Origin of the sequence: Mucilaginibacter sp. (assembly GCF_041088075.1) — a bacterium.
Classification (GTDB): Bacteria; Bacteroidota; Bacteroidia; order Sphingobacteriales; family Sphingobacteriaceae; genus Mucilaginibacter_A.
On the sequence record NZ_JBGCVY010000049.1, the window covers coordinates 49,722 to 71,403 of the forward strand.

General features: G+C 42.0%; 28 protein-coding genes. 14 read left to right on the forward strand and 14 right to left on the reverse strand.

What is annotated here, in order from left to right; genetic code table 11:
• Positions 1 to 68: 68 nt before the first annotated feature.
• Entirely contained in the window at positions 69 to 971 is a 903-nt protein-coding gene (locus tag V5804_RS12110) for a histone deacetylase (RefSeq protein ID WP_369591650.1), read from the reverse strand.
• A 66-nt stretch (positions 972 to 1,037) separates the two neighbouring features.
• On the opposite strand from V5804_RS12110, the gene V5804_RS12115 reads away from it, so the two are divergent.
• Positions 1,038 to 1,250, forward strand: a complete 213-nt coding sequence (locus V5804_RS12115; protein ID WP_369591651.1) for a hypothetical protein — start codon at positions 1,038 to 1,040, stop codon at positions 1,248 to 1,250.
• Between the two features lie 82 nt (positions 1,251 to 1,332).
• On the opposite strand, the gene V5804_RS12120 is transcribed toward V5804_RS12115, so the two are convergent.
• Genes V5804_RS12120 through V5804_RS12130 form a run of 3 tightly spaced genes read right to left on the reverse strand, consistent with a single transcriptional unit; the run spans position 1,333 to position 2,964 of the window.
• Positions 1,333 to 1,830 carry a pyridoxamine 5'-phosphate oxidase family protein gene (locus V5804_RS12120; protein ID WP_369591652.1) on the reverse strand — a complete coding sequence of 166 codons (498 nt, stop codon included), beginning with the start codon at positions 1,828 to 1,830 and terminating at the stop codon, positions 1,333 to 1,335.
• Between the two features lie 58 nt (positions 1,831 to 1,888).
• The gene (locus V5804_RS12125) at positions 1,889 to 2,491 is read right to left on the reverse strand and encodes a DNA-3-methyladenine glycosylase (RefSeq protein WP_369591653.1); all 603 of its coding nucleotides are present in this window, start codon (positions 2,489 to 2,491) and stop codon (positions 1,889 to 1,891) included.
• Positions 2,488 to 2,964, reverse strand: a complete 477-nt coding sequence (locus V5804_RS12130; protein WP_369591654.1) for a GAF domain-containing protein — start codon at positions 2,962 to 2,964, stop codon at positions 2,488 to 2,490. The genes V5804_RS12125 and V5804_RS12130 overlap by 4 nt, the downstream gene beginning before the upstream one ends.
• A gap of 91 nt (positions 2,965 to 3,055) precedes the next feature.
• Here V5804_RS12130 and V5804_RS12135 point away from each other — a divergent pair, with 91 nt between their 5' ends.
• Positions 3,056 to 3,790, forward strand: a complete 735-nt coding sequence (locus V5804_RS12135) for a DUF3291 domain-containing protein (protein ID WP_369591655.1) — start codon at positions 3,056 to 3,058, stop codon at positions 3,788 to 3,790.
• Positions 3,791 to 3,825: 35 nt separating this feature from the next.
• A complete protein-coding gene (locus V5804_RS12140; protein WP_369591656.1) occupies positions 3,826 to 4,071 on the forward strand; it encodes a hypothetical protein in 246 nt (81 codons plus the stop codon).
• Between the two features lie 120 nt (positions 4,072 to 4,191).
• Here the strand turns inward: V5804_RS12140 and V5804_RS12145 are convergent, their stop codons facing one another.
• Positions 4,192 to 4,617: a c-type cytochrome gene (locus V5804_RS12145; protein ID WP_369591657.1), complete on the reverse strand. Its 426-nt coding sequence runs from the start codon at positions 4,615 to 4,617 to the stop codon at positions 4,192 to 4,194.
• 258 nt (positions 4,618 to 4,875) lie between these two features.
• Here V5804_RS12145 and proB point away from each other — a divergent pair, with 258 nt between their 5' ends.
• From proB to V5804_RS12170, 5 genes are all read left to right on the forward strand, one after another.
• Positions 4,876 to 5,910 (forward strand): glutamate 5-kinase, encoded by a 1,035-nt coding sequence (gene proB / locus V5804_RS12150; protein ID WP_369591658.1) that lies wholly within the window; start codon positions 4,876 to 4,878, stop codon positions 5,908 to 5,910.
• A gap of 23 nt (positions 5,911 to 5,933) precedes the next feature.
• A complete protein-coding gene (locus V5804_RS12155) occupies positions 5,934 to 6,269 on the forward strand; it encodes a hypothetical protein (protein WP_369591659.1) in 336 nt (111 codons plus the stop codon).
• A gap of 100 nt (positions 6,270 to 6,369) precedes the next feature.
• Positions 6,370 to 7,617 carry a glutamate-5-semialdehyde dehydrogenase gene (locus V5804_RS12160; RefSeq protein ID WP_369591660.1) on the forward strand — a complete coding sequence of 416 codons (1,248 nt, stop codon included), beginning with the start codon at positions 6,370 to 6,372 and terminating at the stop codon, positions 7,615 to 7,617.
• 259 nt (positions 7,618 to 7,876) lie between these two features.
• Complete coding sequence (locus V5804_RS12165; RefSeq protein ID WP_369591661.1) at positions 7,877 to 8,095, forward strand: hypothetical protein; 219 nt, start codon at positions 7,877 to 7,879, stop codon at positions 8,093 to 8,095.
• A 171-nt stretch (positions 8,096 to 8,266) separates the two neighbouring features.
• Positions 8,267 to 8,557 carry a hypothetical protein gene (locus V5804_RS12170; protein ID WP_369591662.1) on the forward strand — a complete coding sequence of 97 codons (291 nt, stop codon included), beginning with the start codon at positions 8,267 to 8,269 and terminating at the stop codon, positions 8,555 to 8,557.
• Positions 8,558 to 9,288: 731 nt separating this feature from the next.
• Here the strand turns inward: V5804_RS12170 and lepB are convergent.
• From lepB to V5804_RS12195, 5 genes are all read right to left on the reverse strand, one after another.
• Complete coding sequence (gene lepB, locus V5804_RS12175; protein ID WP_369591663.1) at positions 9,289 to 10,401, reverse strand: signal peptidase I; 1,113 nt, start codon at positions 10,399 to 10,401, stop codon at positions 9,289 to 9,291.
• A gap of 32 nt (positions 10,402 to 10,433) precedes the next feature.
• On the reverse strand, positions 10,434 to 11,186 hold the full coding sequence (dapB, locus tag V5804_RS12180) for a 4-hydroxy-tetrahydrodipicolinate reductase (RefSeq protein WP_369591664.1): 753 nt from the start codon (positions 11,184 to 11,186) through the stop codon (positions 10,434 to 10,436).
• 102 nt (positions 11,187 to 11,288) lie between these two features.
• A complete protein-coding gene (locus tag V5804_RS12185; protein ID WP_369591665.1) occupies positions 11,289 to 11,927 on the reverse strand; it encodes a DUF5683 domain-containing protein in 639 nt (212 codons plus the stop codon).
• 1 nt (position 11,928) lies between these two features.
• Positions 11,929 to 12,846, reverse strand: a complete 918-nt coding sequence (locus V5804_RS12190) for a ParB/RepB/Spo0J family partition protein (protein WP_369591666.1) — start codon at positions 12,844 to 12,846, stop codon at positions 11,929 to 11,931.
• A complete protein-coding gene (locus V5804_RS12195; RefSeq protein WP_369591667.1) occupies positions 12,843 to 13,652 on the reverse strand; it encodes a ParA family protein in 810 nt (269 codons plus the stop codon). Before V5804_RS12195 ends, V5804_RS12190 begins: the two co-directional genes overlap by 4 nt.
• A gap of 327 nt (positions 13,653 to 13,979) precedes the next feature.
• Between V5804_RS12195 and V5804_RS12200 the strand changes: the two genes are divergently transcribed.
• The 3 genes from V5804_RS12200 (at position 13,980) to V5804_RS12210 (ending at position 15,108) form a co-directional block, all read left to right on the forward strand.
• Positions 13,980 to 14,150, forward strand: a complete 171-nt coding sequence (locus V5804_RS12200; RefSeq protein ID WP_369591668.1) for a hypothetical protein — start codon at positions 13,980 to 13,982, stop codon at positions 14,148 to 14,150.
• A gap of 8 nt (positions 14,151 to 14,158) precedes the next feature.
• A complete protein-coding gene (locus V5804_RS12205) occupies positions 14,159 to 14,338 on the forward strand; it encodes a hypothetical protein (RefSeq protein WP_369591669.1) in 180 nt (59 codons plus the stop codon).
• 248 nt (positions 14,339 to 14,586) lie between these two features.
• Positions 14,587 to 15,108 carry an NADPH-dependent FMN reductase gene (locus tag V5804_RS12210; RefSeq protein WP_369591670.1) on the forward strand — a complete coding sequence of 174 codons (522 nt, stop codon included), beginning with the start codon at positions 14,587 to 14,589 and terminating at the stop codon, positions 15,106 to 15,108.
• A gap of 398 nt (positions 15,109 to 15,506) precedes the next feature.
• Here V5804_RS12210 and V5804_RS12215 read toward each other — a convergent pair whose 3' ends face one another.
• Positions 15,507 to 16,196 carry a VIT1/CCC1 transporter family protein gene (locus V5804_RS12215; RefSeq protein WP_369591671.1) on the reverse strand — a complete coding sequence of 230 codons (690 nt, stop codon included), beginning with the start codon at positions 16,194 to 16,196 and terminating at the stop codon, positions 15,507 to 15,509.
• A 114-nt stretch (positions 16,197 to 16,310) separates the two neighbouring features.
• Here V5804_RS12215 and V5804_RS12220 point away from each other — a divergent pair, with 114 nt between their 5' ends.
• The 3 genes from V5804_RS12220 (at position 16,311) to V5804_RS12230 (ending at position 19,418) form a co-directional block, all read left to right on the forward strand.
• On the forward strand, positions 16,311 to 16,862 hold the full coding sequence (locus V5804_RS12220; RefSeq protein WP_369591672.1) for a DUF4142 domain-containing protein: 552 nt from the start codon (positions 16,311 to 16,313) through the stop codon (positions 16,860 to 16,862).
• A 130-nt stretch (positions 16,863 to 16,992) separates the two neighbouring features.
• Entirely contained in the window at positions 16,993 to 17,799 is an 807-nt protein-coding gene (locus V5804_RS12225) for an AraC family transcriptional regulator (RefSeq protein ID WP_369591673.1), read from the forward strand.
• 50 nt (positions 17,800 to 17,849) lie between these two features.
• A complete protein-coding gene (locus V5804_RS12230) occupies positions 17,850 to 19,418 on the forward strand; it encodes a serine hydrolase (RefSeq protein ID WP_369591674.1) in 1,569 nt (522 codons plus the stop codon).
• A 364-nt stretch (positions 19,419 to 19,782) separates the two neighbouring features.
• Here V5804_RS12230 and V5804_RS12235 read toward each other — a convergent pair whose 3' ends face one another.
• The 3 genes from V5804_RS12235 to V5804_RS12245 are packed head-to-tail and all read right to left on the reverse strand — an operon-like array spanning position 19,783 to position 21,569.
• Positions 19,783 to 20,025 carry a hypothetical protein gene (locus V5804_RS12235; protein WP_369591675.1) on the reverse strand — a complete coding sequence of 81 codons (243 nt, stop codon included), beginning with the start codon at positions 20,023 to 20,025 and terminating at the stop codon, positions 19,783 to 19,785.
• A 50-nt stretch (positions 20,026 to 20,075) separates the two neighbouring features.
• Positions 20,076 to 20,765 carry a lipid-binding SYLF domain-containing protein gene (locus V5804_RS12240; protein ID WP_369591676.1) on the reverse strand — a complete coding sequence of 230 codons (690 nt, stop codon included), beginning with the start codon at positions 20,763 to 20,765 and terminating at the stop codon, positions 20,076 to 20,078.
• A 54-nt stretch (positions 20,766 to 20,819) separates the two neighbouring features.
• Positions 20,820 to 21,569 carry an MBL fold metallo-hydrolase gene (locus tag V5804_RS12245; RefSeq protein ID WP_369591677.1) on the reverse strand — a complete coding sequence of 250 codons (750 nt, stop codon included), beginning with the start codon at positions 21,567 to 21,569 and terminating at the stop codon, positions 20,820 to 20,822.
• Positions 21,570 to 21,682 lie beyond the last annotated feature (113 nt).

A 21,682-nucleotide genomic window follows, 5' to 3' on the forward strand; every position in this document is an offset into this window, starting at 1 on the left:
AATATTATTAAGCAATTAATTATTTAATATAAAATTGATATTAAAATTACTTTTTTGTTGAAGATTTACTAAAAATACAAATCAATCGCCGTTTTATAGGTATTGCAGTGCGCATCCACAATATCTTTAATGTCTGCCGAATAACCGCCGCCCATGCTTACCTGCACAGGTATTTTATTTGCCTGACATAATTGCAGTACAAATTCATCGCGCGCTTTGCAGCCTTCTTTCGATAAAGCCAATTTCCCTAATTTGTCCGTCGCCAGTACGTCAACGCCAGCCAGGTAAAAAATAAAATCAGGTTTAGTTTGATCAATCAATTTTGGCAATGCTTCTTTTAGCAGCATAAAATAAGCGTCGTCGCCTATTCCATCCAACAACGGAATGTCCAAATCAGAACGTTCTTTTCGGTACGGGAAATTGTTGGCGCCGTGCATCGAAAAAGTAAAAACTTTGGGTTGATGTTGAAATATTTCGGCCGTTCCGTTTCCCTGGTGCACATCCAAATCAACAATTAAAATCGAGTCTGCCAATGCTTCTTTTAGCAGGTAATTTGCAGCGATGGCCTGGTCATTCAGCATACAAAAACCTTCGCCCCAATTGCTGCCGGCATGGTGCGTGCCGCCGGCAACGTTAAAAGCGATACCATTTTCGAAAGCGAAATGACAGCCATCAATCGTCCCCTGTGCAATACGGATTTCGCGTTCTACCAATTGCGCCGATAAGGGGAAACCAATCCTTCGTTGTTCTTTTGCTGGTAACGTTAAATCGCGCAGTTGCTGCCAGTAATATGCATCATGTGTCCACAATATTTTTTCTTCGGAAATTGGTTTTGGGGAGAAAATATTTTCTGCCGAAATCACGCCTTCATGCAGCAATTGCGCCGGGATCAGTTCGTATTTCAGCATCGGGAAACGATGGCCAGGCGGCAAAGGGTGCGCGTAAATTGGATCGAAAGCGATTTTCAACATAAAAAATTAAAGGATTAAAATGCCTTCTTGTTGCATTAAATTTTTGTTTTGTAGTAGCTTTATTGTATGAAACAAATCAAGCCAAAAGCACTTTTCATTTATTTTATAATTGTAACACTTTCTATGTTTATATTGAATGTCCTCTTTAAAATTTATACCTTAAAGCAAGGCATCGTTCCAAGTATCTTTTCAGGTTTGTTGGCCACTTGTTTCTTTTACTTTTTTATCAAATTAAAATTGAAACGCGATAGCAAACTGGAGCAGGAAGAAGACGACTAATGGTTTTAACCCATGCTTCTTTTACCACATAAAAAAAGGTGAACCAAAACAGTTCACCTTTTTTCATTACAAATATTTTAAACTACAATTGTATCTTTCCATGATCGCCCTGATCATATTTTTCGCCGGTAATTGCGGCTTTTAGCATCTGGAAACCAACCACCATTTTGCTCGAATTGCTGTCCCAATATTCGGCTTCCTGTGTATCAATTTTTAGCAACGTTAATTTCGGGTCGTCCAAACCATCTGGGAAAAAAGCTTTGATGATCGGGTTCCACAATTGCTTCATTTTTTCGCGGTCATCCACCAAAGATGCCGTGCCTTTGATGCTCAAATACGTGTTGTTGTTTGGGTTGGAATACGTTACCACCACTTTGTTTTCGTGCGAAACTTCGTCAACTTTGGAAGAATACTCATTGGTAAAAAACCAAATGTTGCCTTGCGCATCCACATCGGCCGTTCCCATTGGGCGGGCGTGGATTTCGTGGTTTTGGTTTACGGTTACCAGCATGGCAATCCGTACGTCTTCTATCTTGTCTTTTAAAAATTTTAGCTGGTCTGCTTTTGGTTCCGTGCTCATAATTATCTGAATTAATTTATACAAGCTTAACCCAAAAACTTCAATTTTGATTTAATATTTATCGGTTTGGTTTGCTCACGTAAGGGTTTCCCTTCACATAAAAACGATAAGGCAGCAGCGCATCTTCTTTGGCATAAGCCACGCCAACGCGTGGAACGGCAGCAATTTGTTCATTATTATAGATAAGTCCTCGGTCTTCGATCCAAATTTCTTCGCCCAAAAAACTAAAACCATTCATTTTTCGGGAAATACCCAAAGCTTTGGCAACAGAACCCGGACCGGCCGTCAAATTATTTTTGACAGACGGCATATTCCTTCTTTCCAGCATCAATTCAATACCTTCGGTTGGGTTGATGGCACGGATCAAAACGGCGTGCGGTTCGCCTTCCACCGAAGTTACCACGTTCAGCATTTCGTGGATGCCATAGCACAAATAAACGTAAGCAATGCCGCCGTTTTCATACATCGTTTTGGTGCGGTTGGTTTTGCGGTTGCCAAAAGCATGCGAAGCTTTATCAACGATGCCTGCATAAGCTTCGGTTTCTACAATAAAACCACCGCTCACTTCGCCGTTAATGTTGGTGAACAAATATTTGCCCAGCAAATCACGTGCGATTTGTGATACTTCTTTTATCAAGTAAAAATCAGTGGGTAGTTTCAAAACTTTAACAGCTTTAATATTTGTTCCAGGTATTTGGCATCGGTTTCGTCAAACTCATTCAAATCAGCACTGTCCGCATCCAATACGCCAACTACATTTTCTCCCGCAAAAACCGGCACCACAATTTCTGATCTCGACAAAGAACTGCAGGCAATATGCCCAGGAAAAGCGTCCACATCCGGCACAAGCAGCGTTTTTGCTTCTGCCCAGGAAGTGCCGCAAACGCCGCGCCCTTTTTGGATGCGTGTACAGGCAACCGGCCCTTGAAACGGGCCAAGCACCAATTGTGCTTCTTTTACCAGGTAAAATCCTATCCAAAACCAGTTGAATTGTTGTTTTAAAGCCGCCGCAATGTTGGCCAGATTGGCAATTAAATCCGTTTCGCCTTCAATTAAAGCTTTAATTTGCGGAATCAGCGCTTCATATTGTTCTGCTTTTGTTCCGCTTCGCGTGATGGTTAAATCTTCTGCCATGGCGCAAAGTTAAAGAACGCGCTGTCATGCCGGTGTCGGAATGAAAAACATTTGAAAAGCCTCCGCAAAATTTATCGTTAATTCGCTTGCTATGATCGTGAGTTTAACCATCGTCCGTTACCCAAAAGCATTTGTCCCGCTGGCGCTGATGGCGATGGCGATACTTCGTTTACCGATGCTTTTTCAGCGTAAATGTTCTTTTTATAAATTGATGGGCAGCGGCAAAAACGGCACTTTCGATTTTCATCCCGACTGGCAACAATGGGCTTTGCTGGCCGTTTGGGAAGATGAGGAAAGCTTCAACCGTTTCGACCAAAATTCCTTTGTTTCGAAGTGGTGGAAAAATTTAACTGCCGAAAAATGGACGGTTTTGCTTCAACCCATCCAAACACATGGCAAATGGGACAAACAGGAACCTTTTGGCGAACCCAACTTAACTGATTATCAAGGGCCAATTGCTGTTTTGACCCGCGCCACCATCAACTTAAACCGTTTAAAAAACTTTTGGCAAAATGCGGCCAATATTGCTTCGATCATGACTTCCGCGCCGGGTTATATTACGTCGCTGGGCGTTGGCGAAGACCCGTTTTTGCACCAAGCCACCATTTCTTTTTGGCAAGATTTGGAAGCAGTGAAAAACTTTGCCTACCGCTCGCCGAAACATGTAGAAGTGATCAAAAAAACGCGCAGTGAAAACTGGTACAGCGAAGAACTTTTTGCCCGTTTTGTTCCTTTAAAAGCTTGGGGAACGCTGCGCGGAAAAAACCCGTTGCAAGGTTTTGTTGATGATGCTGCAACGAAAAACGATGCTTCTTTTACCGGCTAAAAATCAACCTAAAACTTTATTTTTAAACTATTTATATGCGCGTTATTGCAGAATTGCCTCACCCGGAGTTTAAAGTTTCAATTTTTTACATGAACGGGAAGTTCATTGCCAAGTTTGAAAAAGGCGTTTTTGAACAAACCTACAAAGTGGCCGAAATGGATTTGACCGACGGCGTAAACAGTGTTTTTGAACTGCTGGACGAAGAATTTATGAAAACCGTTGCCAAACGTTTTGAAGAAATGCTGACTGATTTTAGGGCAACATATAAAAGGTATAATTAGCTTTTGCTGTCATTCAGGCTGCGCTTTGTCATTTCGACCGCAGGGAGAAATCCTCTTCGAAGCGGTTGTTCTGGTTGAAATAGGATTTCTCCCTTCGGATCGAAATGACAAAAAAAACAATTACTTCGTTTCTTTTTCCTCCTTAATTTCCGGGTGTGGCTGCCCGTTGTGGCAAGTGTTGCAGTTGACGGCCGCCATCGCCATCATGCCGTCTTCGCCTTTTTTGGCATGAAAAAACTTTTTGTTGATCTTGCCGGTCATGGTAAACATTTGGCGCGCCATTTCTTTTTCGGGTTTGGCATCGCTTGCAAAATTGAGTTTACGCGGGTTGTCAGCAGAAGCGGCATGGCAGAAATTGCATTTCACGCCTAAAGCACCTTTCCACTCGTCCATCACTTTGCCCAGGTTTTCTTTGCTGATGTTTTTGGGCAGCACTTTTAAATTGCGTTTGGGCTGGGCAGCGGTTTCCTGCAAATTTGCCGATGCGCCCATGGCGGCAACGGCAGTGATCAACAAAGAAAATATAATCGTTTTCGGCTTAATCATTTTGAACGGAATTTGGTGAAGCAAGATAAAGATTAATCGGAAAAATAAAAGCCGGTAACAAAATTATCAGAAAACGGTTGGCGCAAACGGTATAGTCAAATTTAAAAAATCGGAACATTTGATGCAGAAAAAACTGCTTTAAACTCCTATCATTGCCTGTTTGAAAGCTTTTGTTTTTTTACATGAAATTGAAAACGGGATCAGCATTTAAAGCATCAAGGGAAAAGTAAAGCAGCGCAAAAGTAAAATCAACCCATTTTGACAAAACCAATCCTCGTATTAAAATTTGGAACGGCCTCCATTACCCAAAAAAACGGGGAACTGGACGAAGCCGTACTTGCCGAGATTGCACGGCAGGTGGCGCAACTGCACGGGCAATACAACATTGTGCTGGTTTCTTCCGGTGCGGTTGGCGCGGGCAAACACTTCATCAAAAACTACAGCGGCACCATCAGTGAGCGCAAAGCGGCGGCGGCCATCGGCAACCCTTTATTGCTGGGCAGGTACGCATACTTCTTTTACCCCTATAAAATCAATATCGCGCAAAGCTTGTGCGAGCGGACGCATTTTTCTAACCGGAAACAGTTTTTGCAGTTGAAGAAAACGTATGAAGAATTGTGGGCGAACAACATCATTCCGGTTGCTAACGAAAACGATGTTGTAAGTGATCTGGAACTCAAGTTTTCGGATAATGATGAACTCGCTACGCTGATTGCCGTAGGTTTTGGCGCTTCGTTGTTGCTGTTCAGCACTTCTGTTCCCGGCGTTTTGGATGCAGATGGAAAAGTAATCCCGAAGATTGAAGTGATTGATAAAAACGCATTGTCTCTCGCCAATAAAGAAAAATCAACTTTAGGTTTAGGCGGAATGGTTTCCAAGTTGACTTTTGCACGATTGGCCACACAAATGGGTATTAAAGTAGTGATTTTTGGTGTGAGGACAGAAGACGGAATCCTGAATGCGATACAGGAAAAAACCGGTACGCTTTGCCTGCCACAAGCTTGTACCATTCCGGCGCGAAAAAAATGGCTGGCCAGCGGCAGTTTAGTTACGGGGCGGTTGCAGGTTGATGCAGGCGCACAACAAGCTTTGCAAAACGGAAAAAGTTTGCTGGCCGTAGGGATTACTGAAATTATAGAAAAATTTGAAAACGGTGAAGTGTTTGAGATTTTAGACGGGCAAAACCAGGCTATTGCCGTTGCACGGGCGCGTGTGGCTTCGGATGAAATCCAATTGGATCAAAAAACAGAAAAAGTTACGGTGGCACATGCGGATGAGATTGTGTTGTTGTAATAACGTTTGATTTTACGTTCTTTTTGCTTGATGAAAAAGAACCAAAAATTCAAGACAAACCCGATCCCTCCGGGCGTTTTGTCGGGCCTTTCCGCACCTGGGCGGAGACCTGCCGCTTTGGGATATCAGCGGTTATCGTGCGCTTGTTGAACAACCTTTTTAAATGCTTCTTTTACCGGTATAAATTTGGTGAGATGGAAAGTAGCTTGTTGTTTTTTAGAAACATGCAAGGCCGTTTGCAGATAGCCGCCCAGGAGCGTGGGGCTGAATGCCGCCCAGAGGCGATCGGCATTCTTGATTTTTTGGTTCTTTTTGATCAAGCAAAAAGAACGGACAAAAACAGGGCAACGACCCGTTAATTGTCATTTTAACAAACCTTTGGTTGATTGATTTGACGTTCCTTTGTATCAAGACCAAAAAACGAACGCAAGCAACTTCTGGTTGCAAACAAAAAATAATATGCAGACCATCCAACCACTTTTAGAGAACGCTGCCAAAGCAACCCGTTTCGTCCGAATTTTGGCCGATATACAAAAAAAGCTGTTGCTCGAAAAATTAGCGCAGCAAATCCAAGCTTCTACCCAGGAAATTATCCGGGAAAACCAAAAAGATTTAGACCGGATGGACGATACCGACCCGAAAAAAGACCGTTTGCTGTTGAACGAAAACCGCATTCATAATTTGGCCGAAAGCGTTTTTGCGGTTTCTTTGCTCACCGATCCCACCAACCGGATTTTGTCTGAAAAAACTTTGCCCAATGGCTTGTTCATCCAACAAAAAACCGTTCCGTTGGGCGTTATCGGCATCATTTATGAATCGCGCCCAAACGTAACCATTGATGTTGCCACATTATGCATCCGTTCGGGCAATGTTTGCGTGCTGCGCGGCGGCACCGATGCTTCTTTTACCAATGTTTTTTTAGTCTCGCTGATCCGAAAAGTGCTGGAAGGTTTCGGGCTGGATCAAAACATCGTGCAGCTTTTGCCAACTGACCGCAAGTTCATTATGGAAATGCTCACGGCGGTGAAATACATTGATGTTATCATTCCGCGCGGTTCGCAACAACTGATCAATTATGTGCGCGAACATGCCAAAGTTCCGGTCATCGAAACCGGTGCCGGCGTTTGCCACACTTATGTTGAACGTACGGCTGACTTGGAAAAAGCTACCGCCATTGTGGTGAATGCAAAAGTTTCACGCCCGTCGGTCTGTAATGCGTTGGATACCATTTTGGTGGATGAAAACATTGCCGAAAAACTACTGCTAAAAACAGCATCGCAATTCAAGGAGTTTCAGGTAGAGATTTTTGCGGACGAACGCGCCTTTGCCATCCTCAAAAACAACAATTACCCCTACTTGCAACAAGCAAAACCGGAAGACTTTGGCCGGGAGTTTTTGGATTTTAAATGCTCTGTAAAAATAGTATCCGGTTACGAAGAAGCGCTGGGACACATTGTACAGTTTTCCTCCAAACATTCGGAAGCCATCGTTTCGCAAGACCAAAACCTGTGCGAAGCCTTTTTAAACGACGTGGATGCCGCTGCCGTTTACGCCAATGCTTCCACCCGTTTTACCGACGGCAGCGAATTTGGCCTGGGTGCCGAAATTGGTATCTCTACCCAAAAACTACATGCCCGCGGCCCGTTTGCCCTGGAAAAACTGGTTACGGAGAAATGGGTTGTGCGGGGCGATGGGCAGGTGCGGTAGGAAGTGGGGTATATAACTTTTTATGTTAGATTTTACTATAAAAACCATTACACTTATGCCATTGTAACATTATTAAATAAACTTTTGTATAACTAAAGTTGTTAATATATTTGTTTATCTCATTAACCAGGATGTTAAAGGAGAAACGAAGCCGTTAAGTTTTCTTAGCGGCTTCAGCTTTTTTGTAAGCTTCGTATTCTTGCAGCAACCTTCTTTTTTTGTTAGGAAAGGTTGTTACTATGTATGCTATTCAAGAACGATGAGTACGAATGGTTTCAGACCAGTTGATGGTTTTAAACAACATTTGAATAATTGGATTGCACGATTTAAGTCGGTAAAAACAGTATCGCCCCAACAAAAAGTAATTATTCCCGGCGAAGCTGAATTGGATCGAAAAGTAAATGGTATTCTTTTGGTGGATCCGGTGGTTAAAGATTTAAATGAATTGACCGAGAAGTTGTGTGTGGAAGGGTTATAAATTATAAGTTACTTTTTATTGATTAGAAATTTATAGTTCTAAGATCGGAATTGCAAATCACGACAAGTATAAGGGGTTATAGTTACAAATCCCATATAATAGATTAATCTTTAACAATTAAAGTATATTTGAAAGACGATGTATTAAAGTTTTAAAATTATTCTCATAATCATGAATTATTCAAATACACAATTAAAAGTAGCAGTAAAATTTCTGGCTGCAGCTCAAGGTGACATTAAAGAAAGACTTTTAATAGCTTTTAACGGAACTTTACACAAACTTAATAATGATGATTTTCCTGAAGACCAGAAAGAGGAATGGAAATTAATCTATAATGCTTTGACTACCAGGAATGGTAAAACAGAGAGTGTAGAAGAAATATTAAGGGAATTAGATTCAGAAAAATGCGTAGAAATTGCAAAAATGATTTGCATATTGTGTTTTAAAGATTGTGTAAAATAAATTATGTTATGAATTAAAAACGTTATTATGCTGGTCAGGATAAGTAATTCTAATTATCAAATACAAATGCGTGACTTGAGGTAAAGAAAAGTATAGCCAACAAAATAAGTACAACTACAGCCATAATTGTTGAATGTAGCTTTAGTGGTTTTAAAGAACTCCAATTAACCATATTAAAATTTATAATGAATTATAAGTACGATTAATATTATGGCAACTATCCATAAAACAACAATGCTTTGTATAAGTCTTCCTTTGTTAATAGAAAAAGCACAATCTTCACAGACACTTCTCAGTCCCGTATTTGTTCTCGTGCTGTAACTTGTTCCACGTTTACCATAATAGGTGCCACTTGATTGTCCTGTTATTACGCTTCTACGATAATTAGCACCATATCGTCCACAATTATAACAAGAAGCCATAGTAAAGTATGTAGTTAGTTTAAAAAAAGTGTAGCGTAGCTAAATTAAAAAATATTAATTAAAGAACGGTTAAAAATGTTATCTGCAAAAACTAATGTAAAATGATTTTAAATCTATTTAAGTTAAAAAATAACACCCTACTGGTCGAATTTCATAATCTTGTTTTTTGAATCATGATCTACGAATCAGTCTATTAATTCATAAGATTTTCATCCTGATCTATTTCCAACTAACTATTCTTTAAAATACAAAAGATGTAACCTCTCCGATTATACCTTTTATATTTTACACCGATAAAAGAAACATTCCCTACTTAATCCCCATAAACAACCTGCTCCACCGAATCTTGTGCATAAAAGAAGCATTCTCGTCCCAGCTCATCCACACAAATAAAGCTTTGCCTACAATGTGGTCTTCGGGTACAAAACCCCAGAAACGGCTGTCTAACGAGTTGTGGCGGTTATCGCCCATCATCCAGTAATAATCCATTTTGAAGGTGTACTGGTTGGTTTTGGTGCCGTTGATGAAAATATCGTTGCCGCGTTTTTCCAGCTTGTTGTTTTCGTACAGTTTGATGGCGCGTTCGTAGATCATGTAATTCAGCGAATCCAGCGTAACCGTCCAGCCTTTTTTCGGGATAATGATCGGGCCGTAATTATCCACGTTCCATTTCAAACGGGTATCGTGCGGAAAAACCTGCAAATCGGCCTGGCCCGGCGGCTGGATATAAGGCGCAATGTAAGTGATGTTGGAGTACGATTTTAAAATGGGCACACTGGCGCGCGGCATAATCCATTCCAAATCGGTGGCGTTAACCTGGCCATGCGAAGGATCAATATGCAAATCGTACAAAACTTGCGGGTTTAATTCCTGACCGTTGGTGCGAATTAAGTAAGAAGTCTGGCTTTCGGACGGCGTTTCGGCTGCTTTTCCGTTTACATAAACCTGCGTATTGATGAGTTTCAACGTATCGCCCGGCGTTCCCTGGCAGCGTTTGATGTAGTTTTCGCGCTTATCCACCGGGCGGTACAAAGGCGAGTCGGCATCCATCGGATAATTAAAAACAACGACATCACCTTTTTTAACATGACTGAATCCCGGCAAACGGTAATAAGGCAATTTCACGCCGTCCCAGTAGGATTTGATGTCGAACAGCGGCATGGTATGATGGGCAAACGGAAAAGAAATCGGTGTCATCGGTGTGCGTGCGCCATAGTTTACCTTGCTTACAAACAAGAAATCGCCAACCAGCAGCGAGCGTTCCATGGATGGCGTTGGAATGGTAAATGCTTCGATAAACAAACCACGGATCAACGTAGCGGCGATGACGGCAAACACAATCGCATCAATCCATTCGCGCGTGGCGCTTTTCTTTTTTTTCTTGGTATCGGCAGCAGTTTTGTTCCAGAATCTCCAACTCATTGTTTCTATTTTGAAGGGCGAAAGTACTGTTTTTAAGCGTTAAAATTAAACAGATCGGCGGCTGTAAAGAAACCTTTACGGTCTTTAACCCACTCGGCGGCCAGCACCGCGCCCAAAGCAAAACCTGAGCGATTGTGCGCCGTATGTTTAAACTCGATGCTGTCCACTTCCGAATCGTAAACCACGGTATGCGTGCCTGGAACATTTTCGATCCGGTGCGATTCGATCAGCAATTGCTGCGGCGTAATGCTAAGCGGCGAAGCATCATTCAAAGTGCCCGAAACCACATTGACCCATGCTTCTTTTACCGGCATATTTTCGATGATGCCTTCGGCGATGGTGATGGCCGTTCCGCTTGGCGCATCTAATTTTTGGGTATGGTGGATTTCTTCGACCTGAACTTCGTAATCCGGGAAACGATTCATCACTTTGGCCAGCATTTTATTGATATGGAAAAAAATATTCACACCAACACTAAAATTGGAAGCGTAAATCAGGGAAGCATTGCGCTGCAAACACTCAATTTTAACTTCCTGCAATTTTTCGTACCAGCCCGTTGCGCCAACCACAACCGGAATTTCGGCTTCAAAACAAAGCGCAATATTGTTTAAAACGGTATGCGGCGTACTAAATTCGATCGCAACGTCTGCTTTTTGCAGGTTTTCTAAAGTTAGTTCCTGCAAATTATCATGATCAATTTTCAGAACAATTTCGTGTTTGCGCTCCAGGGCAACCTGCTCGATCATCTTGCCCATTTTTCCGTATCCGAGTAAAGCTATTTTCATTTTTTTAGGTATGGGGTTTGAGGTATCAGCCCTGTAAATTTATCTGTTTTAATGATTGTTTAAAGTCGGTTGCAGTGCTCATACCTGATACCTCTTACCTCTTCACCTCAGCTTCACCGTTACTTTCAATCCGGGAACAAAACCACCGTAAGCAAACGCTGGCAAACTGAGCATCGTTGGCGTAACCTTAAAACCCAAATTGTTGTCCATCGTGTACGAATGCTGGAACTTGGCCGCGATATAAGCATCAATGGCCTGTATTCCCCAAAAAGCAACCGTACCGATGATGGTTAAATCGCGGTTGCGGTGATAAAAATCTTTAAAAACAAGGATCGTCGCATTTTGACCGTTATAAATAGGATCTACTTTTCCTCCAACAGATTGGATTTGTGCCACCTTTAAATACTTTTTGTAATTGGTTTGCGCCACATAATACGAATAACCTAAGCCAACAAACCCGCCATAAACAATGGGTAGTTTCCAATATTGGTGGTTGTAAATTTGCCCTAATCCCGGAAATACCAAAGATTTAATGACCGCTTTATGCGGGCTGTGCGTACTGTCCGGGTGGTAAACTTTATCTTTTGGCTGCTCGTTTTTGGGCTTAAAAGGCGACAAAACGGTTGTGGTATCACCCGTAACACTCACCGTATCGCGGCGGTTTTTGCGTGGTTTTTTTTGGGCATGAAGCACCTCTGCACAAAAAAACAGCAGTAAAAGAAGTATCAGGGATTTGTACATTTTACCAGTCGAGCATTTCCAGTATGCGGTTCAAATCGTCTTCAGACAAAAACGGGATTTCGATGCTGCCTTTTCCGTTTTGCCCCACTTTTAGTTTTACCGGAGAATTGAACTTGGAAGCCAGATCAGATTGTATCTTTTGCGCCTGAAAAGAAGGTTTAGGGCTTGGTTTGCCAATGCTGTTTTTAGCAGGTGTTTTTTGGAGTTCGCGCACCAGTTCTTCCACTTTACGCACCGATAAACCTTTTTCAATAATCTGGTGATGGATAAAAAGCAGTTTTGCCGCATCTTCCACGTTGACCAAAGCGCGGGCGTGGCCCATTGTAATTTGCCCGTCGCGAATGGAAGATTGTACCACCGGCGGCAATTTTAACAAGCGCAAATAATTGGTAACGGTTGATCGGTTTTTGCTAACGCGCTCGCCCAGTTCGTCCTGCTTTAAATTACATTCGTCAATCATCCGCTGAAAACTCAACGCCATTTCTATCGCGTTCAGGTTTTCCCGCTGGATATTTTCGATCAAAGCCATTTCCAACATCTGCTGATCGTTGGCGGTGCGCACGTAAGCCGGAATTTCTGTTAAACCAGCTATTTTAGAGGCACGCAAACGCCGTTCGCCGGAAATTAATTGGTAAGAACGCACGCCGGTTTTACGAACGGTAACCGGCTGGATCAAACCCTGGACAGAAATTGAATCGGCCAGTTCCTGCAAAGCCTGCTCGTCAAATTCTGTTCTTGGCTGAAAAGGGTTTACTTCGATCTCACTGATTTTAACGGCGTTAACCGATTTTAAACCTTCCGTTTCCGGCGCGGCAACAATCGGGGTTGCTTTTTTTGCAGCCGTTCCGTTTACATAATCCGAATCGTTTAGCAAAGCGCCTAAACCTCTTCCCAACGCATTTCTCTTATCTGCACTCATTTGCTCCCTACTTTCTTCAGCTTAACGTCTTCCTCTTTCACCATGCCGTTGTTGCGCAAAATTTCGCGAGCCAGGTTGAGGTAATTGATGGTGCCTTTGCAGGTGGCATCGTGCATAATTACCGACATGCCAAAACTCGGCGCCTCGCTTAAACGCGTGTTCCGCTGGATGATGGTGTTAAAAACCAAATTCTCAAAATGCGTCCGAACTTCTTCCACCACCTGGTTGGATAAGCGCAAACGTACATCGTACATCGTTAACAAAATACCTTCGATATCCAAGGCCGGGTTTAAGCGGTTTTGTACAATTTTGATGGTGTTGAGCAGTTTTCCCAATCCTTCCAACGCAAAATACTCGCATTGAACCGGAATGATGACCGAATTTGCAGCCGTTAAAGCATTGATCGTGATCAAACCCAACGAAGGCGAACAATCCACAATGATAAAATCGTACTGGTCTTTGATTTTTTCCAACACCGCTTTCATCTTGTATTCGCGGTTGGTCAGGTTGATCATCTCGATCTCCGCCCCCACCAAATCAATATGCGCCGGCAACAAATCCAGGTTTGGCGTTTCCGTTTTCTGGATCGCTTCGGCCGGTTCAATATCGTTGATGATACACTCGTAAATGCTGTTTTTGATCGTCCGCGGATCAAAACCGATACCAGATGTCGAGTTTGCCTGCGGGTCTGCATCTACCAGCAGGGTTTTATATTCTAACACCGCTAAACTTGCCGCCAGGTTTATGGAAGAAGTAGTTTTGCCTACGCCGCCTTTCTGGTTAGCCAACGCGATTATTTTACTCATTGATAGTCCTCGATATATAAATTACAATGTAAATTTTTGTGCCATAAAAGAAGTATTGTGTTCATGAAAAATGCTTCTTTTATGCCTGCTTTTTTACAATTTTTATTGGTGCAAGATACCTACATTTTTACAATTTGTAAGCCTTCATGTTTCCACATCCAACCGTGTTTCTCAAAGGGTTTATGTGGATAAGTTTGCTGTAACACTACAACGTTGCAATACGGCTTTTATCTTAACGGCCATTACTTTTTACGCTGATTTAACCAAATCGTTTAAACTATTAATTAAAAGTGCTGTTATGCAACACATACACTAAACGATAAAACTATGACAAACGGCGTTTTTGAAGCAGGCGAACGGGTAATTACCAAAGATGGCGAAGGAAAAGTGAACAAAAGCCAGGAGAAAAAGGAAGACCACATTGAAGTAAAATTGGATACCGGCGAAGTTAAAACCTATCCTCCAGCCGAAGTTTCGGACGATGCCGATGCGGGATAAAACGGGAAATGGAAGAAGATAAAGAAGGTACTTTTACCACCTTGAAAGGCTACAAGCTTTTGATTTTGCTTGTTTTTTTGCTGCTGGTTTTGGGGATTGGATGCTGGCTGGTTAAAAGGCGCGCACCAAACTCCACCGAAGTGCGCAAAGATGGCGTGCTGCGGCAGTTGGACCAACGGACGAAATAACCCTCAGCTAAAGCCTCACCCAGAGAGAGGAATTAAGAAAACCTTAACTTTATCCTGTCAGAGCCTGTTTAAAATTTTCCAATTTATTTTCCATGCTTCTTTTACCCTATAAAAATTAGTAAATATTTGGTTTTTAGTTTATAAAAATTGATGCCGGCACCAATTTTTATAGGGTAAAAGAAGCATTGGCATTTTTCATATAAATTTAAACAAGCTCTTAATATTCATTCCCAAACCAATACTTGCCCATGCTCACCATTATTGCCGGCACCAACCGGCCCAACAGCAGTACTTTAAAATTAGCCAATTATTACCAAAAAAAGCTGGTTGAAAAAGGTGTTGAAGCAGCAATCCTATCTTTAGAAAACTTGCCGGACAACTTGCTGAAAACCGATCTGTACGGAAAACGCAGCGAAGCCTTTAAACCTATACAAGCGCAAATTGACGCTTCCGATAAATTCATTTTTATTATTCCGGAATACAACGGCAGCTTTCCGGGCGCGTTAAAAGTTATGATGGATGCCTGCGATTTCCCTGAAAGTTTTTTTGATAAAAAAGCGGCTTTGGTTGGTATTTCTTCGGGCAAATACGGCAATATCCGCGGCGTGGACCATTTTACGGGAGTTTGCAATTACCTGAATATGCATGTATTTTCGCTTAAACTGCATATTCCTTTTATTCGAAAAGAAATGGATGCAGAGAACAATCTGACGCAGGAAGACACGATTAAATTTACCGAAGAACAAATGGACAGGTTTTTGAAGTTTTAGGTTGATTTGTTTTTGATGCTTCTTTTATCGCATAAAAATCATTGTCTGGTATTTTCCAATAATGTTTTGGCTAAAGCCATTCGCCGATCTGCTTTAACCACGGCCTCAAGCCATGGCAATTGAAGTTTCTGAAGTTTTAGGTTGAATTGTTTTTGATGCTTCTTTTATCGCATAAAAACATTGGCTGTATTTGCAAAAATGTTTTGGCTAAAGCCATTTGCCGGTCTGCTTTAACCACGGCCTAAAGGCCATGGCAATTGTAGCAAAATTTTGGGGAAGAAATTCGGTTATTTTCATTGCCACGGCCTTTAGGCCGTGGTTAATGTCGCTTAGCATTGGCTTTAGCCAAAATAATCAGTGCCTTTTCATCTACAACAAAATAAACAAATCAAGACTCTCTACTTCCCATTAATCAATTTTGCCACTACAAATGCCGCCGCCGCTGCCAGCGCGCCAATCACCACCACTTTTATAGCTCCAGAAAACGGTGCCTGTCCGGTAACTTTACTTTTAAAATACCCAAAAACAAACAGGCAAAGCACCGTTACCGCACACGAATAATACAACGCCACGCCGGATTCAGCAATAAAAAAATAAGGCGACAAAGGAATAATGCCACCGGCGATGTAAGACAAACCGATGGTTAAAGCACTCTGCGAGGCGCGGTTAGCTTCCGGTTTTTCCAGGCCCAATTCGTAACGCATCATAAAATCTACCCATTTATCGGTGTCTTTTGCCATTTCATCGGCCACCTCGTTTTGCAATTGCGGCGATAAACCAAAACCGGCAAATACTTCTTTTACCTCTGTTTTTTCCTGCTCGGGCACACGGGCAACTTCGTCGTATTCGCGTTGCAGTTCCGATGCGTAATGGTCGGCTTCTGTTTTTCCGGCCAAAAATCCGCCCAAACCCATCGCGATAGAACCGGCCACAATTTCGGCAATGCCAGCGGTGATGATAATGCTGGATGAATTGACCGCGCCGCTTAAACCGGCAGCCAAAGCAAACGGAACGGTTAAACCATCCGACATACCGATCACAATATCCCGAATGGTATCCGAACTGCGCAAATGATGTTCGTGGTGCATCCGTCAAAAGTAGGAAGGTTTAGGCAAGGTGCCGAAAATAATTGCTATTTGGGATTGGTCTTGATTCAGGAAAATTTGATTATTTTGACTTTCTTTAGTGATAGAAAAAACGACATGAAAAATAGCTTTCTTATCCTCTTCATTGCTTTGATTGCAACCGGGTTTTATAGCTGTTCGGGAAACGGCAAAAACGCTTCAACCGATAGCACGGCGACAACATCTGCTAAACAACCGATGGATACGGCGGATACACATTTGGCAAAAGACCTTTCTATATTTTGCAACAACCAGGTTGAAGCAGCGAAACTGGCCCAAACCAAAGCTTCAACCCAAAAGGTAAAAACTTTTGCCAAGCAAAACGAACAGCTTTACGCCCAATTAAGCAATCATTTGAACCAAATATCAGAAAGTTACAATATCAAATTACCGGCAGAACAATCGGCAACCGCGCAAAAAAACCTGCAAGATTTAAAGGCTGTAAAAGGTTCTTCTCTTGACCATGCTTATTTGCTGCGGATGTTAAAAGATCATAACGCAACCATTCGTGAATATAATGCGGCAAAAAATATCCAATGTATCCCGTTGAAAATGTTTGTGGGCAGTAATCAGGCAGCCATTATTAAACAGGCTTATGCGATTTCGGATTTGAAGGATAAGACGCCGTAGTTAAACTTAAAGTGATTTGAATTGATGGTTTTGCTTTTTTAGATTTTGCCTGCTATCAATAAAAAGCGGTTGATTTTTATAACTTAGCTATCTGTACTCACCGATAAATAAAGAAACTTATTTAATAATTATGTTCCGATACGAAGAATATCAAATAAGGAGAGAACTATCAGTATTTATTAAAAAGCTATGGACACTAAATAACTTGAATGATTCATTACCAGTACTTAATAAATCTGTATTGCCAAATGGCTGCTTTAACATAGCGTTTATACAAGGGCTTGGATTGCAAATTAAGCATCAAAACATAGATAAGCTCCTACCAGCAGGCGTTTATTTTTGCGGACAAATGACCGAAGCACTAAGTGTTAGCATTGAACCATTTACCAAGGCAACAATGGTTCAGCTTTACCCTTGGACACCCGTACATTTTATATCCGCTAATTTAAGCCTTTATACCGACCAGATCGTACCCACCACTGATATGGGTTTTGTGCCTTTCAACAACCTGAAAATTGTAGAAGGTTTAACCTATTCATCAATCTGCCGTCAGGTAATAGCAGCCTTTAACCCCTTGTTAAACTTTAGTACAGCCAGCTCTTTAATTTTAAGGGGTACCCAAATGATTGTAAATACCCATGGTAATACAACTATTATAGAAGTAGCAACTACCCTAAATTGCTCGGTACGATACCTGCAAAAGTTATTTAAAACATATATCGGTTTAACCCCTAAACAACTCGCTGTTATCATCAAGCTGCGTGATGCAGTAGATGATATTGCTTATCCTGGTAGCGACAGTGCTACGCTGACCAGGCTTGCACTGGCCAACCGGTTTTACGACCAAGCGCATTTTAACAATACCTTTCAGGCTATTGTAAAGACTTCGCCTAATAAATTTCACGTGCCTGACTATTTTTTATCATTTAAAAATTAAACTCCCCTGTTCGCATTTTTCCAATTACCGTTTAAACAGCAATTCTACCTTTGGCAGTATATATTTCTACTGTTATTATGAACTTAGCATACACAAGCCTTATTAAGAAAAATGTTTTACCCAGTTGCAGGTTATTAAAAAAGATAGGCTATGCCGTTTTGATAGCTGTAGCTATGGTAGCCAGCACTTCCGTCCAAGCCCAGGTCAGCACGTCCTCCGCTTTGTATCAAACCTTAAAAAAGCAGGACAGCCTTTTATTTAATGTCGGCTTTAATACCTGCAATCTGCCAACATTTGAGATGCTGGTCAGCGATAACTTCGAGTTTTACCACGACCAAGCCGGTATGATGCTTACCAAAGCCTCCTTCATTAACAGTGTAAAAAACAATGTTTGCGGACTAAATTATAAAGCAGTCAGGACGTTAGAACCAGGCAGCATGGAAGTGTACCCACTTGAAAAAAACGGAGTGTTATATGGGGCTATTCAAAATGGCGTACACCGCTTTTATGCTATTGAAGCCGGAAAGCCTGAGTATTTTACCAGCCGTGCCAAATTTAGTAATGTATGGAAACTGGAAAGCGGCAGTTGGAAGCTGATCCGAAGTTTGAGCTATGACCATCAGGAAACAGAAGCCGGAGTACCTAAGCTTGAAGATGTAGCTGGTGTTGAAGCATGGCTAAAGCAAAATAAAGTACCGGCACTCGCGCTCGGCCTGATTAATCACGGTAAATTACAGGAGATTAAAGTTTACGGTGAACTGGACAAAGGACGGCCTGCTTCTTACAATTCCATCTTTAACGTGGCCTCTTTGACCAAAACGGTAACAACGATGTTAACTTTACGCTTAGTAACGCAAGGCAAGTGGTCCTTGGACGAACCGCTTTACAAATACTGGACAGACCCGGATGTAAAGGCTGACCCCCGTAGCAAAACACTAACAACGCGGCATATTCTTACCCAGCAAAGTGGCTTTCCAAACTGGCGCTGGCAGTTAAAAGATAAAAAGCTGGCTTTCCAGTCGAATCCGGGAACAAAATACGAATATTCAGGTGAGGGCTTTGAGTATTTGCGCAGGGCACTGGAGGCTAAGTTCCATAAACCACTAGACCAGTTAGCGGATGAACTCATTTTTAAACCTCTAAGCATGACTGACAGCCACCTTACCTGGGATGCACGGATGGATGAATCCAGGTTTGCCGTTCCGCATGATACTAGTGGCAAAGCAATGCCTATCGAGAAAAACAAGGTTCCCAGCGCAGCCGACCAGTTGAAGACGACGATCGCAGATTATGGAAAGTTTATGATTGCAGCAGCAAACCACGAAGGAATATCAGAAGAATTCTTTCAACAGATGATCAGCCACAATACCAAAACCAAAGACGGCCGTTATATCGGTTTGGGCTGGTTTATTTACGACCCTTTAGGCGATGGTGAATATGCGATTTCGCATGGTGGCGATGATCCAGGCGCCCACTCCATTTGTTTTCTTTTACCTAAATCAGGGCAAGGCATTATCATCTTTACCAATTCAGAAAACGGAACCAAGCTTTATATCGATCTCATTAGAGCCTATTTAAAGGAAAAGGGACAGGCAATTCTTGATATCGAACTGAAATAGTCATTAGGCAATAGTAATGAAACAGTTGTTACGATCTGGTGATTATCCAGCTTCTAACAGTATATTCCTTTGTAGGTTTAACCGCTATTTATGCCTGTTAACAGTTTTCTTGTAATTTTGATCCATTAACCCACACGGTAGTAATGTGTTTGCATTTATAAAGCCTGTTTAAGTTTCTACAAGAAAATATGTTAATGCTTCTTTTAGCCTATAAAAATTGGTGTTTGCATCTGCGTAAACAAACACAAAACCAGGTACACACCAATTTTTACGTGGTAAAAGAAGCATTATGATCAATCCTGAACATGTTGAAGGATATGGTATAAATTTAAACAGGCGTCAGATCCTACTTCAAAACCAACCCCTACTTCTTAATACTATTCGCAATATAAAACTCCAGTGCCAGTTGTTTTACGCGTTCGTTTTTCTCGCCAAAAATTTCGTCGGTTGTTTTTTGTTGCAGCAAAGCCAGGATTTCTACCTGCATCTGGTAAATCATTTCTACTTTAGCGCTGTTGATGCCCAGCTCTTTGATTAAAATCGTGTTGATGTCAAATTCGCTGGCGGCACTGGTTGCTGGTGTATTTTCTCCTTCGGTTGGGTTCATGGCAATGCTGTTTTTATCGGTATAAAATTGGTATTGTTTCCGGTCTGGTTTTACTTTTTGTAAAGGTCTCTTAACGTTTGTTTCAAAGTTTTAACAGCGGGTACGGCCGAAGGTTTTTTATTGGCAAACAAAGCTGCGGCATCATCTTCGGCACCATAAAAAGCATCGTTGGCTTTTTGGTCAATATCCAACGAAGAACCACTTAAACTGATCCCGGCAAAAAGCCCCTTGCTGCGCGAATAAGTATAAACTTCGGATTCCAACTTGTAATCCGTTCCGGCAGAAGAAGTTCGGCCAAGCGGACCGGCAGCCACAGAAATATCGCCGCCCAGCGTAAAACTGCTTTTTTCAATTTCTAACAAGGAAGTTTTGTTGAGGAAAACCAGCACCAGATCAACCGATTGGATACCAGCCTGGAAACCAAAACTGCCACCCGTCATGGTCAAAAAAACCGGGTTGCTCCAGGTTCCGTTGTCGTTTTTAACCATCGCGATGCCTTTTCCGCGCTTGCCGCCAATCATAAACCCTGCGTTGATGAGGCCCGGGATAATGATGATGCCTTCTGTTTTTTGCATTAGTTGTTTGGGGATGCTTTCGCGCAGCTTGCCAAATTCCTGGATCACGCGGATGGAAGCATCGAGTTTTTGCTGCTGCTTGTCTTGCGCCTGTACCGATGTGGTAAACGAAAAAAATAGTGCTAAAAGAAGTACGCGGTGTTTTAGAGAGAGAAAAAAGTTCATGGTGAATAGATAATGGTTGAACAATAACACACAACCCGGCGTTTTATTGCGCGGCTACATTTGCGTGTACCAGTTGCGTAAACGCACATCTATTTTAGGGTTTTTATCATTCACCAATTTTTTAAACTGCTCGATGTCGCTCAATTTATTGCCCGGCTGGCGGTAGTGGTACGGGTAAACCACGGCCGGTTTAAACGCCAGAACGGCATCGGCAGCAGGCGCAACATCCATGGTATAAGGCGGGTTCATGCAAACAAAAGCAATATCAATGTTTTTCAGGCTACGCATATCCGGCGTGCCATCGGTATCGCCGGAAATGTAAACGCGTTTCCCGCCAAAATTCAAAACATAACCGTTGCCAACGCCTTTTTTGTGCCTGGCGGTTTCTTCGGGGATGTTGTATGCGCCAACCGCTTCGATTTTAATGTTTTTATAAGTTGAACTTTGGCCGTTTCCTAAAACCGTAACCTTGGCAAAACTTTTGTTTTTAAGCTGATCCACTACTTTTTGCGGCGCAATCAATTCTGTTTTGCTTAGGTCGAGGCTGCTTAAAGTAGCTTCGTCCAAATGGTCGCCGTGTTCGTGGGTGATGAGGATCAGATCAGGTGCTTTCATACCTTTATACCTTTCGGCCCCGCCATAAGGATCGGCAAAAACGGTTAAACCATTCCATTGCAAAACCAAAGCGGCATGAAAAACAGGCGTGATTTCGAGGTTGCCTTTTTTTGTCGGGAAAACATCAGCCTGGGCAAAAACCGAAAAAAACGGCAGTAAAAACAGTACGGCAAAAAGAAAATGCTTCATCACGTTGTTTAATTTTTTTTAGAGATTGACCTTTTATACCATCAATTGGTGTAGCTATCTAAAAAGAAAAATGGCCGAAAAAGTTTTGATACTTATCGGCCATGCTTCTTTTA

Bases quoted from the DNA above. Each gene is read 5' to 3' on its own strand.
- V5804_RS12235 (WP_369591675.1), bottom strand. From the start codon at position 20,025: ATGAACCCAACCGAAGGAGAAAATACACCAGCAACCAGTGCCGCCAGC.
- V5804_RS12190 (WP_369591666.1), bottom strand. From the start codon at position 12,846: ATGAGTGCAGATAAGAGAAATGCGTTGGGAAGAGGTTTAGGCGCTTTG.
- V5804_RS12185 (WP_369591665.1), bottom strand. From the start codon at position 11,927: ATGTACAAATCCCTGATACTTCTTTTACTGCTGTTTTTTTGTGCAGAG.
- V5804_RS12210 (WP_369591670.1), top strand. From the start codon at position 14,587: ATGCTCACCATTATTGCCGGCACCAACCGGCCCAACAGCAGTACTTTA.
- V5804_RS12115 (WP_369591651.1), top strand. From the start codon at position 1,038: ATGAAACAAATCAAGCCAAAAGCACTTTTCATTTATTTTATAATTGTA.
- V5804_RS12170 (WP_369591662.1), top strand. From the start codon at position 8,267: ATGAATTATTCAAATACACAATTAAAAGTAGCAGTAAAATTTCTGGCT.
- V5804_RS12110 (WP_369591650.1), bottom strand. From the start codon at position 971: ATGTTGAAAATCGCTTTCGATCCAATTTACGCGCACCCTTTGCCGCCT.
- V5804_RS12120 (WP_369591652.1), bottom strand. From the start codon at position 1,830: ATGAGCACGGAACCAAAAGCAGACCAGCTAAAATTTTTAAAAGACAAG.
- V5804_RS12240 (WP_369591676.1), bottom strand. From the start codon at position 20,765: ATGAACTTTTTTCTCTCTCTAAAACACCGCGTACTTCTTTTAGCACTA.
- V5804_RS12165 (WP_369591661.1), top strand. From the start codon at position 7,877: ATGAGTACGAATGGTTTCAGACCAGTTGATGGTTTTAAACAACATTTG.
- V5804_RS12130 (WP_369591654.1), bottom strand. From the start codon at position 2,964: ATGGCAGAAGATTTAACCATCACGCGAAGCGGAACAAAAGCAGAACAA.
- lepB (WP_369591663.1), bottom strand. From the start codon at position 10,401: ATGAGTTGGAGATTCTGGAACAAAACTGCTGCCGATACCAAGAAAAAA.
- V5804_RS12225 (WP_369591673.1), top strand. From the start codon at position 16,993: ATGTTCCGATACGAAGAATATCAAATAAGGAGAGAACTATCAGTATTT.
- V5804_RS12140 (WP_369591656.1), top strand. From the start codon at position 3,826: ATGCGCGTTATTGCAGAATTGCCTCACCCGGAGTTTAAAGTTTCAATT.
- V5804_RS12220 (WP_369591672.1), top strand. From the start codon at position 16,311: ATGAAAAATAGCTTTCTTATCCTCTTCATTGCTTTGATTGCAACCGGG.
- V5804_RS12135 (WP_369591655.1), top strand. From the start codon at position 3,056: ATGATCGTGAGTTTAACCATCGTCCGTTACCCAAAAGCATTTGTCCCG.
- V5804_RS12160 (WP_369591660.1), top strand. From the start codon at position 6,370: ATGCAGACCATCCAACCACTTTTAGAGAACGCTGCCAAAGCAACCCGT.
- V5804_RS12200 (WP_369591668.1), top strand. From the start codon at position 13,980: ATGACAAACGGCGTTTTTGAAGCAGGCGAACGGGTAATTACCAAAGAT.
- V5804_RS12145 (WP_369591657.1), bottom strand. From the start codon at position 4,617: ATGATTAAGCCGAAAACGATTATATTTTCTTTGTTGATCACTGCCGTT.
- V5804_RS12195 (WP_369591667.1), bottom strand. From the start codon at position 13,652: ATGAGTAAAATAATCGCGTTGGCTAACCAGAAAGGCGGCGTAGGCAAA.
- V5804_RS12205 (WP_369591669.1), top strand. From the start codon at position 14,159: ATGGAAGAAGATAAAGAAGGTACTTTTACCACCTTGAAAGGCTACAAG.
- V5804_RS12245 (WP_369591677.1), bottom strand. From the start codon at position 21,569: ATGAAGCATTTTCTTTTTGCCGTACTGTTTTTACTGCCGTTTTTTTCG.
- dapB (WP_369591664.1), bottom strand. From the start codon at position 11,186: ATGAAAATAGCTTTACTCGGATACGGAAAAATGGGCAAGATGATCGAG.
- V5804_RS12215 (WP_369591671.1), bottom strand. From the start codon at position 16,196: ATGCACCACGAACATCATTTGCGCAGTTCGGATACCATTCGGGATATT.